Source organism: Methylotenera sp. 1P/1 (assembly GCF_000384355.1).
In the GTDB taxonomy this organism is placed as follows: domain Bacteria; phylum Pseudomonadota; class Gammaproteobacteria; order Burkholderiales; family Methylophilaceae; genus Methylophilus.
Map to the genome: position 1 here is coordinate 1,288,676 of NZ_ARWC01000001.1, position 14,364 is coordinate 1,303,039.

Consider the following 14,364-nt stretch of genomic DNA (forward strand, 5'->3'; position numbering starts at 1 on the left):
CCTAAAACTTACCCCAAATTCAACCAGATATCTACTGCATTTGAGGCGAAACATTAACGTCCGGCGATTTCCTGCTGAATCAACCACGCACCGCCTATTTTGGTCATCGTCAACGTTTTACGTGTACTTTGTGGCTTACCATCTGCAACATAACGCTGACTAAATTGTACTTTGGCGGCATCACTGCCCTCCATCGTCACTTTGGCGTTATTCACTTCTACCACAATCGTTTTTGGACGACTTACGCGATCGCGCCGTGTCGCTTCCCACGCTTTACGTGGTTCGCCTTTCGGTGTTTTAAAGCTATCCGCATAGCTGGCCAAATATTGATTCACATCTTGTGAAGACCACGCTTTTGCCCAAGCATTCACAGCATCCAATACTGCAGTGTCATCGCTAGCCGCAGTTACTGGCTCTGGTTTTGCAGGCTCAGCCGGTTTAACTACTTCAGGTTTTTTGCTATCCATCGGCTTGGCAACAGACGTCGCTGGCTTAGACAACTCCACGGTTTTGACTGGATCTTTGCTTGCCACGGCTGGCTTATTAGCGCTGGCCTTACCACCAAACAAATCTGTAATCATGGATAGCTTGCCCTGTGCCCTTGAGTTTGAAGCATCTAACTTAAAGGCTTTGTCATACGCTTCTGAGGCTAGGCGTGCATAAATATCACCTAGATTTTCATGTGCTGTTGCATAGCTTGGGTGTGTTTTGATGGCGGTTTCCAGCGCTTTACGCGCTTTATCATACTGCCCTTGATCCGCGTACAACACGGCCAAATTATTGTAAGGCTCCGGCAAGTTCGGGTATTTTTCGGTCAAATCGGTAAAGGCCTTAATGGCTTCATCGCGCTTACCCTGCTCGACCAAAATCACGCCCTTCATAAACAGCGCCTCGGCGTCTTTCGGGTTGGTGTTCAAATAAGCATTTACTTTCTCTAGCGCCGCAGCTTGATTGCCCTGCTCGGAAAGCAAATTAATTTCTTTCAACTCTGCGCTTGCGTTCCCCGCCGCCATGCCCATGATCGAGAAATGCAAGGCAGAAAAACCGAGTGTCACGGCAATCAACGTTTTTATTATTTTAGTGTGCATGGGCTTTTTACCTTGAGAAGAATCGAAGATGTTCATTATGTTATACTTGAGACGATGATTAAGTGCCTAATTCTATCAATAGCCTAGGCCATACTACAATAGCTGGCTTGCTTAATCACTGATTAATTTTACTTTTTTCCTATTAGAACACGCTTTACATCACACTGCGCATGTTAAAAATTTACAACTCTCTTACCCGCGAAAAACAAACCTTTACCCCGATTGAGCCTGGCAAGGTGCGCATGTATGTATGTGGCATGACCGTATATGATTTTTGTCATCTAGGTCACGCACGTGTGATGGTGGTGTTTGACATGGTTGCGCGCTGGTATCGTGCCAGCGAATACCAAGTAACGTATGTGCGCAACATTACCGACATTGACGACAAAATCATCAAGCGCGCCAATGAGAATGGTGAAACGATTGATGTGCTGACACAACGCTTTATTGATGCCATGGATGAAGATTCTGCCAAACTTGGCATCATTCGGCCAGATATCGAACCGCGCGCGACACAGCATATTCAGGGCATGCTGGATATGATTGCCAAACTGATTGAAAAAGGCCACGCCTACCAAGCAAGCAATGGCGATGTGTTTTACAAAGTGCGCAGCTTTAACGACTATGGCAAACTTTCTGGCAAAAGCCTGGATGATTTGCGTGCTGGCGAGCGCGTCGAGGTAGATACCTTTAAACAAGACCCTTTGGATTTTGTGCTTTGGAAATCCGTCAAACCAAATGAACCTAATTGGGATTCCCCTTGGGGCAAGGGGCGCCCGGGCTGGCATATCGAATGTTCCGTCATGAGCGCAGAACATTTAGGGGCGCATTTTGATATCCACGGCGGCGGACAAGATTTGCAATTTCCGCATCACGAGAATGAAATCGCACAATCCGAAGCCGCCCACAGTTGCCAAATGGCTAACTACTGGATGCACAATGGCTTTGTGCGTGTGGATGATGAAAAAATGTCCAAATCACTGGGCAACTTTTTCACCATTCGTGAAGTGCTTAAAAAATACGATGCAGAAGTGGTGCGCTTCTTTATTTTACGTGCGCATTACCGTAGCCCTTTAAACTACTCCGACAAACATCTGGATGATGCGAAAGCTGCACTCACGCGTCTGTACACTGCATTGCGAAATGTGGACATCCAACACACAGCGATTGATTGGCAACAGCCTCAAGCCAAACGTTTTAAAGAGGCGATGGACGATGACTTCAATACGCCAGAGGCCATGGCGGTATTGTTTGAATTAGCCAAAGACAAAAGCTTGGAAGCGTTGACATTGATGAAGCAATTGGGTGCAGTGATTGGCTTATTGCAACGCAACCCAGAAGACTTCCTACAAGGTGAAGGATCAATCACAAACCAAAGTTTGTTAGCAATTACACAAGACGCCGCTGGAAGTGTGACTGGGTTTGGAAATCAGAAAATTAGCGAAATGATTGTTTTGCGAGTTGAAGCCAAAAAATCCAAAAACTTTGCCGAAGCTGACCGCATTCGCAAAGAGCTAGCCGATGCTGGCATTATTTTGGAAGACACGCCGCAAGGGACTACTTGGCGACGTGCTTAAGTGATTCCTAAAAGTACAGGCCTATTCAGCCTGATACTTGACCACGTGATTACGGCCGCCATTTTTGGCGCTATACATTGCCTTATCTGCGTGGCTTAATAAATCCTCTAAGGTTTCCCCAAAGTCTGTCACGCCAAAGCTGGCCGTAAGCGATAGCAGGTTTTCTTGTGCCAATATAATGGTCGAGTTCATCATAGTGCGTTTTAGGTGATTAGCTACTTCTTCCGCCTCGCTCACGCGCGTATTCGGCAACAAAACGGCAAACTCCTCGCCACCAAAACGACACAACACATCCGATTCTCTCAAATTATTTTTGAGTAGTTGCGCCAAACTGCTCAGCGCCATGTCGCCGCAAGCATGACCAAAACTATCATTAATATTTTTAAAGTGATCCACATCCAGCATCAACGCGCTGACAGGTTGCTGGTTGCTTTTGCAATAATCGAATAGTAATCGCGCCTTATCAAAAAAGGCTCGGCGATTATTCAGGCCGGTCAATGCATCCGTACGCGCCATGTCCTCTGCGCTCATTTTGGCTTGTTGTAAATCATAAGCAAGCTCTAGGTTTCCATTGAACGTTTTTTGCAACAATATGCTGGTGATAATGCAAGAGACATACATACAGCACGCCGCAACGCCCACCCAAAATGTTTGGTCGTACCCTAATGTCAGCAATACGATAATCATTGGCACCAAGGCCAGAGAAACCGAAGCAATTTGCAGATAACGTAGCGGGCTGTACCATGAAATAGCTGCGCCAGCTAAGCCAAGCGAGAAAGTATTCAGGATAAAGATGGCCGTTAAGTTGTCTCTGGGCATAATCCAAATAAGCCCAACGCTCCAAGAAAGAAACACCAGCAACAAGCTGATAGCAAAGGGTTGCTCCCAACGCAGTACATCAGTGCCTTGTGGGTTAGCCTGTTTGAATCGAGAGATAATGACAATCCGCATCAGTGCTAGCAAGAGCGTGATACCGAACCAGATGAGTAATTGCTGACGATTGGCAAGCTTCCATAACGCAGCCACCAAAAACAACCCAGCTATCGCACTCAGTACAATCGGAATAAGGCTGTGCATATACAACAGCTTGATTTTCTCAATATGAATATGCGTTTGTTTGGATTCCATCTTCTAAATTCCTGCCCTATGGACCAACACTTCACTCGTGTTTTTATTATATTTTTTTAGCATTAAAGTGTACCACAATAAGTATTTGGCGATAGTAAATGCCAATGTATCAATCACATAGCGCTAAGCAACGAATTATTTAGCAAAATAAATGCACCAGCTTTTGAACAATAATTCCGCATAGTGGTATACGCAATGCACCATCTTAAAGCGAATACGTTAAAATAAACTACTTCAAAATTCCATGGGAACATTGTAATGCCTGTTCAATTAAGCGCACCACAAGCCGCATCTCTTTTACCTGTTCGAGGTGTTCAGTTAGGCTATGCAGAAGCCTATGTGCGCAAACCTAACCGTAAAGATGTGCTCGTGATTACCTTGGCAGAACATAGCAGCGTTGCTGGCGTGTTCACACAAAACCGTTTCTGCGCTGCGCCTGTCACGCTATGTAAATCGCATTTATCACAGAATGAAGGCATACGTGCTTTGCTAGTGAATACCGGTTGTGCCAATGCAGGCACCGGCGAAGATGGCTTGCAACGCGCACAACAAACTTGTCAGGCATTGGGTCAATTACTCAACATCAAAGCCAGCCAAGTGCTGCCATTTTCCACAGGTGTGATTTTAGAGCCTTTGCCGGTAGACAAAGTGATTGCGGGCTTGCCCGCCGCGATTCAAAACTTAAAAGAAGATAATTGGCTGAATGCTGCTGAAGCCATTATGACCACCGATATTGTGGCCAAGGGAACGTCGCGCCAATTACAACTGGATGGCAAAACCGTGACCATTACCGGCATCAGCAAAGGCTCCGGCATGATCCACCCCAATATGGCGACCATGTTGGGTTATATCGCTACCGATGCAGCGGTAAGCCAGTCTGCGCTCGAAAGCATCATTCAATACGCAGTCAGCAAATCGTTTAACTGCATTACTGTAGATGGCGATACCAGCACCAACGACAGCTTGATGATGATGGCAACGCGCCTAGCTGGTAACGTAGAAATCACAGAACAAAGTGCAAACTTTACAGCGCTGCGCGATGCACTTACGGATGTTGCGGTTGAACTAGCGCAAGCCATTGTACGCGACGGTGAAGGTGCTACCAAGTTTATGACAGTACAAGTAGAAGGCGGAAAAGACGAGGCAGAATGCCGCAAAGTGGCGTATGCCATTGCGCACTCACCGCTCATTAAAACCGCATTCTTTGCCTCTGACCCTAATCTAGGGCGTATTCTGGCCGCCATTGGTTATGCAGGTATTGATGACTTAGACGTCAACAATATGGAACTGTATTTGGGTGATGTGCTTGTTGCCGAAAAAGGAGGTAGAGCCGCCAGTTATGAAGAGGCGCAAGGTGCTGCCATCATGAAAGAGTCGGATATCTTAGTGCGCGTAGTACTCAACCGCGGCAATGCAAACGTCACCATCTGGACCTGTGATTTTAGCTATGACTACGTCAAAATCAACGCCGACTATCGGTCATAAAGCGCGACTCAATGAATAATACAATAGAACACTTAATTACGCGTGCAGAAAGCTTGATTGATAAGCTGGAAACATTATTACCTGCTGCAAATGCGCCTATAGATTGGTCGGCTATCGCTTGGCGTTGGGTGGCCAAACTGGGCAAAGGTGAATTGCAGGCCATCTCGCATCCGCATATCATTCGATTAGAGAATATTCTGTTTGCTGATCGACAAAAAAAGGAAGTGGTACGCAATACGCGCCAGTTTTTACAGGGCTTACCGGCCAACAATGTGCTACTGACTGGTGCGCGCGGCACAGGCAAGTCTACCTTGGTCAAGGCATTGTTAACGGAATTTTCTGCAGCAGGCTTACGCTTGATTGAGGTGGAGCGTCACGATTTGACGCACTTGGCCGAGATTGTCAGCTTGCTTCGCGACCGTCCTGAAAAGTTTATTATTTTTTGTGATGACCTCACCTTTGAGGCCAATGATGAAGGCTATAAAGCACTTAAAGTGGTATTAGATGGCTCGATTGCCAACACCTCAGACAATGTGCTGGTATATGCCACTTCCAACCGAAAAAACTTGATGCCTGAAATGTTTGCCGACAATCTGCCCGCGCGCTACGCCGATGGTGAAATCCGCCCCGGCGATACGATAGAAGAAAAAACCGCGCTAGCCGAACGCTTTGGCTTATGGCTGAGTTTTTACGCATTTGACCAGGATGAGTATTTGCACATTGCTGCCAACTGGTTGAACACGTTTGATATTGCATTCGATGAGGAGGCACGGCTTGCTGCGCTCGATTTTTCACTGACCCGCGGCGCGCGCAGTGGTCGTGTCGCCTATCAGTTTGCGCGTGATTACGCGGGCAAGCGCAAGTTAACGCCAGTGCATGACTAAACCGTTATGACTAAAGTCGTGCAAGTCGCAGTCGCCATTCTACAAAAAACGAATGGCGATTTTTTATTAGCCAGCCGACCTCAGGGCAAAGGCTGGGCGGGCTGGTGGGAGTTTCCCGGTGGCAAAATTGAGCAAGGAGAAGCACCTGAGCATGCGCTTGCGCGTGAGTTACAAGAAGAGCTAGGCGTGACGCCAACAGCTGTTCAGCCATGGATAACGCGCCGTTACGATTACCCGGCTACCCACGATGCCAGCGCCAAAACCGTACTGCTCCATTTTTTCTTTGTCACCGCTTGGCAAGGTGAGGTCATGCCGCTAGAAGGGCAGTCCCTGTCCTGGCAATCTCCGCAACATGTACAAGTGAGCCCGGTATTGCCAGCGAATGCGCCTATTATGCATGCGCTGGCTTTGCCCACTATATATGCAATTTCCAATATAGCAGAAATGGGAAAGCCGCAATTTATGCGCGCATTGGCGCATGCGCTAGACCAAGGTTTGCAGCTTATTCAAATTAGAGAGAAACAGTTAACACGTGATGCACTCTCTGCTTTGTCACAAGAAATACTGGCCCAGTGTGCCCCGTATCAAGCAAAAGTCATGATCAATACAGACATTGCGCATGCCACACAACTCGGCGCACACGGGGTCCATTTAACCAGCCGTGATTTAATGCAGTTACAGCAAAGACCAGCACACTTGTTAGTAAGCGCTTCTTGTCACAACCCATTACAGTTAGCGCATGCTGCTGCATTAGGGTTGGATTTTGTGGTGCTGTCGCCAGTGCTCGCCACATTAAGCCACCCTGATGCACCCCCAATCGGTTGGGAGACGTTTGCACATTGGATTCAACACTATGCGTTGCCGGTGTATGCCCTAGGTGGCATGACCAGCCAACATCTAAGCAAGGCATTACAAAGTGGTGCACGTGGAATTGCCATGCAGCGTGGTGCATGGCTAGCTGATTAAAATCAACCAGTTGTGATTAATTGACTTCTTTGATGGGTAGCGTAACGCTTTGGTGCGTGATGTTATCTGCTTGATCTTTAAAACAGAGCTTTAGCGTGACTGTTTCACCTGCTTTAAGTGGTTTTTGCAAACCAAATAGCATTAAATGAAAGCCGCCCGGCGCTAGCTTTTCCGGTGTGTTCGGCTGCAAAGCCAACACATCTAATTTGCGCATTTTCATCACACCATTACTCATGGTCATGCTGTGAATTTCCACTTCATCCGCGCTGCTGCTTTCAACATACACCAGCTTCGCCGGCTGTGCACTCTTGAGCGTCATGTAAGCGGCACCTACTTTTTGCCCCGGCGCAGTGGCTCGCACCCATGCCTCTGAAATATCCACATCAGCCAATGCAATATGACTTACGGTTAACAGCAGCATAACAAATAAGTATGATTTGAACGGATGCTTCATTTCACTCGACTCTCTAACAACACAATTGGGGAAGACTACTGATATCAAGACTATCAAACATAGACAAAATTCAATTTGAATGTTGGTCTTCATCCAATTCCGGTGGCGTGTTATCCGGAATGCGAAAACGCTCATTGGCCCAATCGCCGAGATCTACCAATTGACAACGTTTGGAGCAAAATGGTCGATATGGGTTTTCGGGGCTGAATTCTGCTGGCTGCCCACACTGCGGACAATTGACTAAACGCTTTTTGGATGTATCTGACACGACTTACTCACACTCACTTTAAAACTAGAAATTACAAATGACCATGGCAAACTCAACATCATGGTCACATTGTTTGGGTTTTTGCACAAAATCCAAGCTGTTAAAACGAATGTTGATGGCGTATTTATTGGCACTGACCTCAGGGAAGCAAGGAGAGTCTTCCACTTCAATTCTTAATAACTGCGCAGGTCTCACACCGCCTAGCAACTGTTGAAATGCACCTTGACGTGCGACGTGTTTAATTAACTCACCACTGCCTCGAAGAATCTGCAGAATGGTTTGGATGGCTTGATGCATCGGCATCAGGCGTGACAACCATGTTTCAAAATCTTTACGCCTACGCTCCTCACCCAAATACAGCCAATGATGATAAGACGGCAAATCAAACTCACATACACCACCTGGAATATTGGCGCGTTGCTTAATGCTCATTAGCCAATCATTCTCTCGTAACGCCTGGCCTAGCTTGAGCGTATCACCTCGTAACGCAAGTGCACTTTTCTCTAGACTAGCAATCGTGGTGTTTAAAGCCTCTTCTGCAATATTGGGGTTACCGCGCAAATGTTGCAGATGGGATTTTTGACGTTCTAGCTCTTGCAGCAAATCCATTTTCAAGTCTGCGCGATCAATAATATCGAGCATTTGCAGAATGGAAATCAGAGCGGCGTGATGGTTGAATTCGTGCCCTACATTGACATGATGCAGCACTTTAGTGAACAAGTCCTCTAGGCGAAGATAAGTTCTGATACGCTCATTAAATGGAAATTCGTAGCTAGACACGATAGGGTATTAAGTCAGCTTACTTATATTTGTAAATTGCAGTGAATTATCAGATTTATTTGCTAACTATGCAAGTATTAATGTAATTTTTATGAAATTGATAAATATTTTCTTCAAATTCTGCCAGACCTGCGTCGTTGGTGATGATGGTATCTGCCATTGCAATTCTGCTTTGGCGTGACGATTGTGCATCGATAATTTGCTGTGCTTCTTGCGCACTCAATCCACTGCGTTCCATCACGCGCGCTAATTGCAATGATTCGTCACAATCAATCACCAGAACATGGTCAATATACGGCAAATAGCGCTGGCTTTCTTGCAACAGCGGAATGGCCAACACCACATAAGTCGAGGTCACTAACGCTGCAAGTTGTTTTACGGCCTCATCGAAAATCGCGGGATGCATGATGGCGTTCAATTTGACTCTGGCATCTGGTTGCGTAAATATCAGTGCACGCATCAGCGGCCGATTCAACGCCCCCTCCTCCGTGATAAATTCGCTACCAAACTCAGTAGCAATCTGCGGCACTAACGCGCCTCCTGCTGCAGTGAGTGTGTGCGCAATGACATCTAAATCGACGATCGGCACACCTAAGCTACTCAGCATTTGCGTGGTGATACTTTTACCGCTGCCGATGCCCCCTGTCAGTGCAACTATTTTCATGCATGCACCAAATCGTATACTTACGCTACTGTACCAAGTACAAAGCAGCGAGAGATTGCCCGTAAAATAATGCGGCCATCCCACCCAAGGCTAAAAATGGGCCAAAAGGAATTGCTGTCTGACGGTCTTTATTTTTGAACACAATCATACCAATGCCTACCACAGCGCCAATCACGGAGCTGAGCAGAATAACTGCCGGCAATAACTGCCAGCCAAACCATGCGCCAAGCGCGGCCAACAGTTTGAAATCGCCATAGCCCATGCCCTCTTTGCCCGTGACGAGTTTAAATAGCCAATAGATTGACCAAAGAATCAAATAGCCGGCCATGGCACCGATGACTGCTGACGACAAACTGACGAAACCGTTGTTTAAATTAAAAAACAGCCCCAACCACAGCAGTGGCAAGGTAATGTCATCCGGCAGTAATTGTGTATCAAAATCAATACAAGTTAACGCAACCAAAGCAAACACAAACACCCATGCAAACAAGGTAGTAGCGCTATAGCCATACTTTACGGCAACTGCACCAATCAACGCGCCGGTGACAGCCTCCACTATTGGGTAACGTGCACTGATAGGGGCTTTACACTGACGACACTTTCCTTTTAGAAACAAGTAACTCACCACAGGGATGTTCTCCAGTGCAGTGATGTTGTGCTGGCATTTGGGGCAAGCGGAGCGCGGTGTCACTAGATTATACTTAGCTTGCTCTGGCGCATCTTTTCCTTGTAATTCAAGGCAGTTAGCATGCCATTCGCGCTCCATCATGATAGGTAAACGGTGAATCACCACATTAAGAAAACTACCAACTAACAGGCCAAATACGATAGAAAGCGTGATAAAAAATGCAGGTTCGGCACGCAACAATTCCGAAATAGGCGCAAAAATTTCAAACATAATGACCTTATGGGTGATGTAAACTTTTGCCATCATCGCATCGTTAATATATGTGTGCAATATCGAAAATGATTTTGGTGTAAAAATTGCTAGTTCAATATTGCAAGGCTCTTGAATAGTACTTAACAGTCACCACATAATAGATGTAATTGAAGCAAAGGACTCTTGATGACAAACGACAATAAAGTATTCGATAGAACGCAAATTGACAAAACACAAGTTGAGCTCAATCAATTTGAGCACCCCGCATGGGATGAGCCCATCATTTGTCGCGTAGAAGTGGATTTGCCAGGCTGGTTAGCCCAACTGACTGGCGATCGCTCTTGGGAAATTTATGGTGAAGACGAAGAGGAAACCTGCATTAGTTTTATGATGCGTCAAAAGCAAGGTTCAGAGCACCACGTGATTAAACATAACGCTTTGAAACAAGCAGAGGTCACCTTATATCACAATGGGTACGCTGTGGTGGATGTAGATGGCGAAGCGCTATTTGATGGCTCCCTGACTACCGGTACTAGCGAGTGCGCGCACTTAAGCTATTACCATGCAACAGGCGAGCAAATCATGTTGAATTAACAGATGTTTAGCAGAACGATATACGGCTTATCAGCGATGCTGGTAGGCCGTTTTTATATGTGATTAATATTGACGTGTAACTGAAAATTCTGCCAACTCAACCAATGCGTGCTGATGTTGGTTCTGCGTAAAAGGAGCAATCGCCTCACAGGCCAGATCCGCCTCTTTTCTTGCTACATTACGCACATACGCCAATGCACCGGTTGATGTTAACACTTCCATCACCGCTTCCATTTGCGTCAAATCCCCTTGGCTAATCGCCTCTTTGACAAGCGTTGCCTCTGTAGCCGTACCATGCTGAATTGCATACAGCAATGGCAACGTCGGTTTTCCTTCTGCCAAATCATTGCCTAGCTTTTTACCGATTTGTGCTGGGTCGCCGCTTAAATCCAGCACATCATCAATCAATTGAAATGCTGTGCCTAAACGCATGCCGTACTCGGCCAAGCCTTGCTCTTGTTGACTGCTTGCGCCACTCATCACCGCACCCAAACGTGTTGCCGCCTCAAACAGTTTGGCCGTTTTAAAGTGTATGACCTTTAGATAATCCTGCTCGGTAATGTCTGCTTTACGCACATTCAGCAATTGCAACACTTCACCTTCAGAAATCGTATTGGTGGCCTCTGCTAGAATTTCCATCACCCGCATATTTTGTAGCTTGACCATCATTTGAAACGCACGTGAATACAGAAAATCACCCACCAGCACACTTGCCGCGTTACCAAATACATGGTTCGCTGTGGATTTTCCGCGGCGTAAATCAGACTCGTCCACGACATCATCGTGAAGCAAAGTTGCGGTATGGATAAACTCGACTATCGCAGCCAAATGATGGTGCTCAGCACGAATGCCTTGAAACATATTGGCTGATAGCAGCACCAACGCAGGGCGCAAACGTTTGCCACCACTATGGATAATGTATTCGGAGACTTGATTAATGAGCGGGACTTCGGAATGCAGCGACTGACGGATTACCGTATCGACTACGTTCATGTCGGTTGCGATATTGGTTTGAAATGAATTGAAAGCCACGGATGCGTCAACAATAAAGGTTCTAAATTACGCTGATTGCACAATGATCAGTTGCCATGATTTAGGTGAATGTGCGTTTTTGACTAAAAACAACGCTCAAACAATCACTTAACAAGGTTGGCTTTACTCAGCAAAGTGCGCATATTATCACGATTTAACCCTATGCGCATTAGTCATTGCCACTTCTCCAATGCATTAAAAAGGGGTAACATGAAATCGTCTGAAAGCGCTATTTTTGAGTGCATTTGCTAAGGAGTGAGTGATGATAAGAAGTTATTACATTGATTACCCGCAGGAACATATCGAAGGACAAGCCCATCGCTATCGTTGCCTTTTTTGCAAACAGGAAACCACCGCGATTAATGGTCATTTAGAGGGGCACGCCACGACCTGTACCTACCGTCTGCAAATGGAAAAAGCTGGGTTTGAATGCCAGCACAGTGATGCAGCCACACCAATGACAGAAGCAGACGATTACGATTAAGAAGTGAGGGCTATCGTTTTCAATACGTAGCAACCTCTCTCTTATAGCCTTTAGTGTTTTAGGAATACACGCACTTGTTTAGGTTGCAAGTATACCTGCGACCCTTCAATCAGTTGCAGTTGCAAGAATCGCTCTCTGGTCAACTCAGCCTCAATAATGCGTTCATCATCTTGGCGTTGTAGCTCCAACCTCACCAGCGGGCCTAGGGAGTGGATATAGTTCACCGTGGCAGAAAAACTAGGAGCGCCATTGGGTTCTTTGAGCACTTCAATATCATGTGGACGGATATAAGCCAACGCTGCTGCATCATCGACAGACTGATGCTCCACGCTATCCACCGTGACCTCATTGATACTTGCACGCCCCTTGTTAACGCGGCTTTCAAACTCATTCACATTGCCCAAGAATTGATATACGAACGGCGATGCCGGTTGATCGTACACTTGCTGTGGTGAGCCAATTTGTTCTACCTTGCCATGGTTCATGACCACGATTCTATCGGCCACTTCCAGTGCTTCTTCCTGATCATGCGTCACGAATACGCTGGTAATGTGTAATTCGTCATGCAGCCTGCGCAACCAACGACGTAAGTCTTTACGCACTTTTGCATCTAAGGCGCCAAACGGCTCGTCCAACAACAACACTTTGGGCTCCACCGCCAAAGCACGCGCTAAGGCAATACGCTGACGTTGCCCGCCAGAAAGTTGTGGAGGATAGCGATCCGCCAGCCAGTCCAACTGCACCAGTCCCAGCAATTCACGTACGCGGCGACGAATCTCCGCTTCTGATGGTCGCGTGGCTTTAGGGCGAACGCGTAAGCCAAACGCCACGTTTTCAAATACAGTCATGTGTCTGAACAACGCATAATGCTGGAACACAAAGCCCACTTGGCGCTCACGCACATTTTTATCTGTGGTGTCATCGCCATGAAACGCAATGCGCCCATCGTCAGCGGATTCCAAACCGGCGATAATTCTTAGCAACGTTGTTTTACCGCAGCCTGATGGCCCAAGTAATGCCACCAACTCACCAGAAGGCACATTGAAATTGATATTCTGTAAGGCGTGAAATTTGCCAAACTGTTTGCTGATATTGTTAATTTCAATACTCATATTTGCATTTCCCTATTTAATCCAGTTGTGCCCAGTTGGGTGCGTGTTGTATCCAATGACCGAAAGCATTAGCCGTTCGCTTCTTTCTCAAACTCAGCCGCATTCTTGGCAGACTGCCACTCAACAAATGTTTTGAGCGCCAACGTCACTAGTGCCAGCAACGCCAGTAGCGATGCCACAGCAAAGGCCGCTGCATATTGGTACTCGTTATACAAAATTTCCACATGTAATGGCATGGTATTGGTCATACCGCGGATATGACCAGATACCACAGACACCGCGCCAAACTCGCCCATGGCCCGCGCGTTGGTCAAAATCATGCCGTACAACAAGCCCCATTTAATGTTTGGTAGAGTCACACGCCATAAAATCTGCCAACCGGATGCGCCCAATACCAGAGCAGCCTCTTCTTCATCTTTGCCTTGTGCTTGCATTAATGGAATCAGTTCACGTGCCACAAAGGGAAAGGTCACAAACACTGTGGCCAACACAATGCCGGGGATTGCAAAAATCACCTTCATGTCGTTGTCTATCAACCACTCGCCAAACCAGCCTTGCAAGCCAAAGATCAGCACATAAATCAACCCGGCGACCACTGGTGAAACAGCAAACGGCAAATCAATCAATGTAATGAGGACACTCTTACCTCTAAACTCAAACTTAGCAATGGCCCATGCTGCGGCTACCCCAAACACTAGATTCAGCGGCAAAGCGATGGCCGCGGCAATCAAGGTGAGCCAAATCGCAGAGAGTGCATCTGGGTCAATCAACGCACTAAGGTAGGTGTCCCAGCCTTTACGCAGCGCCTCTGTAAACACAGCTGCCAGTGGCACAAACAAAAACAAAGTTAAAAACGCCAAGGCACTCGCAATCAGCGTCCAGCGAATCCATGCGGGCTCAGAAGTCGCGCGGCGATGCGCCACCTTGGTCTGATAGCGTACGTGTTGTGTAACGGTAATAGCGGTCAT

General features: G+C 46.8%; 16 protein-coding genes. 6 read left to right on the forward strand and 10 right to left on the reverse strand.

Translation table 11 applies throughout. The features are described from left to right. Positions 1–53: 53 nt before the first annotated feature. Positions 54–1,088 (reverse strand): tetratricopeptide repeat protein, encoded by a 1,035-nt coding sequence (locus A3Q3_RS0106090; RefSeq protein WP_026361785.1) that lies wholly within the window; start codon positions 1,086–1,088, stop codon positions 54–56. 170 nt (positions 1,089–1,258) lie between these two features. On the opposite strand from A3Q3_RS0106090, the gene cysS reads away from it, so the two are divergent. Next, positions 1,259–2,665, forward strand: coding sequence for a cysteine--tRNA ligase (gene cysS / locus A3Q3_RS0106095; protein ID WP_020182690.1), 1,407 nt, complete (start codon positions 1,259–1,261; stop codon positions 2,663–2,665). A gap of 21 nt (positions 2,666–2,686) precedes the next feature. Here the strand turns inward: cysS and A3Q3_RS0106100 are convergent, their stop codons facing one another. Beyond that, positions 2,687–3,793, reverse strand: coding sequence for a diguanylate cyclase (locus tag A3Q3_RS0106100; protein WP_020182691.1), 1,107 nt, complete (start codon positions 3,791–3,793; stop codon positions 2,687–2,689). A 258-nt stretch (positions 3,794–4,051) separates the two neighbouring features. Here A3Q3_RS0106100 and argJ point away from each other — a divergent pair, with 258 nt between their 5' ends. From argJ to A3Q3_RS0106115, 3 genes are read left to right on the forward strand one after another with little or no spacing between them, the layout of a single operon-like run. Continuing rightward, complete coding sequence (argJ, locus tag A3Q3_RS0106105; RefSeq protein ID WP_020182692.1) at positions 4,052–5,278, forward strand: bifunctional glutamate N-acetyltransferase/amino-acid acetyltransferase ArgJ; 1,227 nt, start codon at positions 4,052–4,054, stop codon at positions 5,276–5,278. 11 nt (positions 5,279–5,289) lie between these two features. Next, a complete protein-coding gene (locus tag A3Q3_RS0106110) occupies positions 5,290–6,162 on the forward strand; it encodes an ATP-binding protein (protein ID WP_020182693.1) in 873 nt (290 codons plus the stop codon). Positions 6,163–6,168: 6 nt separating this feature from the next. Then, positions 6,169–7,128 (forward strand): Nudix family hydrolase, encoded by a 960-nt coding sequence (locus tag A3Q3_RS0106115; protein WP_020182694.1) that lies wholly within the window; start codon positions 6,169–6,171, stop codon positions 7,126–7,128. 16 nt (positions 7,129–7,144) lie between these two features. Here A3Q3_RS0106115 and A3Q3_RS0106120 read toward each other — a convergent pair whose 3' ends face one another. The 5 genes from A3Q3_RS0106120 to A3Q3_RS0106140 all read right to left on the reverse strand — a co-directional run bounded on the left by A3Q3_RS0106120 (position 7,145) and on the right by A3Q3_RS0106140 (position 10,192). Continuing rightward, on the reverse strand, positions 7,145–7,549 hold the full coding sequence (locus A3Q3_RS0106120) for a copper chaperone PCu(A)C (protein WP_020182695.1): 405 nt from the start codon (positions 7,547–7,549) through the stop codon (positions 7,145–7,147). Positions 7,550–7,652: 103 nt separating this feature from the next. Further along, positions 7,653–7,850 (reverse strand): DNA gyrase inhibitor YacG, encoded by a 198-nt coding sequence (locus A3Q3_RS0106125; protein WP_020182696.1) that lies wholly within the window; start codon positions 7,848–7,850, stop codon positions 7,653–7,655. Positions 7,851–7,874: 24 nt separating this feature from the next. After that, the gene (gene zapD, locus A3Q3_RS0106130) at positions 7,875–8,630 is read right to left on the reverse strand and encodes a cell division protein ZapD (RefSeq protein ID WP_025224774.1); all 756 of its coding nucleotides are present in this window, start codon (positions 8,628–8,630) and stop codon (positions 7,875–7,877) included. A gap of 55 nt (positions 8,631–8,685) precedes the next feature. After that, positions 8,686–9,294: a dephospho-CoA kinase gene (gene coaE / locus A3Q3_RS0106135; protein WP_020182698.1), complete on the reverse strand. Its 609-nt coding sequence runs from the start codon at positions 9,292–9,294 to the stop codon at positions 8,686–8,688. Between the two features lie 25 nt (positions 9,295–9,319). Then, on the reverse strand, positions 9,320–10,192 hold the full coding sequence (locus tag A3Q3_RS0106140) for an A24 family peptidase (RefSeq protein WP_026361787.1): 873 nt from the start codon (positions 10,190–10,192) through the stop codon (positions 9,320–9,322). A 168-nt stretch (positions 10,193–10,360) separates the two neighbouring features. Between A3Q3_RS0106140 and A3Q3_RS0106145 the strand changes: the two genes are divergently transcribed. Then, on the forward strand, positions 10,361–10,768 hold the full coding sequence (locus tag A3Q3_RS0106145; protein WP_020182700.1) for a hypothetical protein: 408 nt from the start codon (positions 10,361–10,363) through the stop codon (positions 10,766–10,768). A gap of 63 nt (positions 10,769–10,831) precedes the next feature. Here A3Q3_RS0106145 and A3Q3_RS0106150 read toward each other — a convergent pair whose 3' ends face one another. Further along, on the reverse strand, positions 10,832–11,761 hold the full coding sequence (locus tag A3Q3_RS0106150) for a polyprenyl synthetase family protein (RefSeq protein WP_020182701.1): 930 nt from the start codon (positions 11,759–11,761) through the stop codon (positions 10,832–10,834). A 301-nt stretch (positions 11,762–12,062) separates the two neighbouring features. Between A3Q3_RS0106150 and A3Q3_RS0106155 the strand changes: the two genes are divergently transcribed. Beyond that, a complete protein-coding gene (locus A3Q3_RS0106155; RefSeq protein ID WP_020182702.1) occupies positions 12,063–12,284 on the forward strand; it encodes a hypothetical protein in 222 nt (73 codons plus the stop codon). Between the two features lie 50 nt (positions 12,285–12,334). Here A3Q3_RS0106155 and A3Q3_RS0106160 read toward each other — a convergent pair whose 3' ends face one another. Together A3Q3_RS0106160 and cysW are read right to left on the reverse strand one after the other, a co-directional pair. Further along, complete coding sequence (locus A3Q3_RS0106160) at positions 12,335–13,396, reverse strand: sulfate/molybdate ABC transporter ATP-binding protein (RefSeq protein WP_020182703.1); 1,062 nt, start codon at positions 13,394–13,396, stop codon at positions 12,335–12,337. 68 nt (positions 13,397–13,464) lie between these two features. Further along, positions 13,465–14,364, reverse strand: a complete 900-nt coding sequence (cysW, locus tag A3Q3_RS0106165) for a sulfate ABC transporter permease subunit CysW (protein WP_020182704.1) — start codon at positions 14,362–14,364, stop codon at positions 13,465–13,467.

Bases quoted from the DNA above. Each gene is read 5' to 3' on its own strand.
- A3Q3_RS0106090 (WP_026361785.1), bottom strand. From the start codon at position 1,088: ATGCACACTAAAATAATAAAAACGTTGATTGCCGTGACACTCGGTTTT.
- cysS (WP_020182690.1), top strand. From the start codon at position 1,259: ATGTTAAAAATTTACAACTCTCTTACCCGCGAAAAACAAACCTTTACC.
- A3Q3_RS0106100 (WP_020182691.1), bottom strand. From the start codon at position 3,793: ATGGAATCCAAACAAACGCATATTCATATTGAGAAAATCAAGCTGTTG.
- argJ (WP_020182692.1), top strand. From the start codon at position 4,052: ATGCCTGTTCAATTAAGCGCACCACAAGCCGCATCTCTTTTACCTGTT.
- A3Q3_RS0106110 (WP_020182693.1), top strand. From the start codon at position 5,290: ATGAATAATACAATAGAACACTTAATTACGCGTGCAGAAAGCTTGATT.
- A3Q3_RS0106115 (WP_020182694.1), top strand. From the start codon at position 6,169: ATGACTAAAGTCGTGCAAGTCGCAGTCGCCATTCTACAAAAAACGAAT.
- A3Q3_RS0106120 (WP_020182695.1), bottom strand. From the start codon at position 7,549: ATGCTGCTGTTAACCGTAAGTCATATTGCATTGGCTGATGTGGATATT.
- coaE (WP_020182698.1), bottom strand. From the start codon at position 9,294: ATGAAAATAGTTGCACTGACAGGGGGCATCGGCAGCGGTAAAAGTATC.
- A3Q3_RS0106140 (WP_026361787.1), bottom strand. From the start codon at position 10,192: ATGTTTGAAATTTTTGCGCCTATTTCGGAATTGTTGCGTGCCGAACCT.
- A3Q3_RS0106145 (WP_020182700.1), top strand. From the start codon at position 10,361: ATGACAAACGACAATAAAGTATTCGATAGAACGCAAATTGACAAAACA.
- A3Q3_RS0106150 (WP_020182701.1), bottom strand. From the start codon at position 11,761: ATGAACGTAGTCGATACGGTAATCCGTCAGTCGCTGCATTCCGAAGTC.
- A3Q3_RS0106155 (WP_020182702.1), top strand. From the start codon at position 12,063: ATGATAAGAAGTTATTACATTGATTACCCGCAGGAACATATCGAAGGA.
- A3Q3_RS0106160 (WP_020182703.1), bottom strand. From the start codon at position 13,396: ATGAGTATTGAAATTAACAATATCAGCAAACAGTTTGGCAAATTTCAC.
- cysW (WP_020182704.1), bottom strand. From the start codon at position 14,364: ATGACCGCTATTACCGTTACACAACACGTACGCTATCAGACCAAGGTG.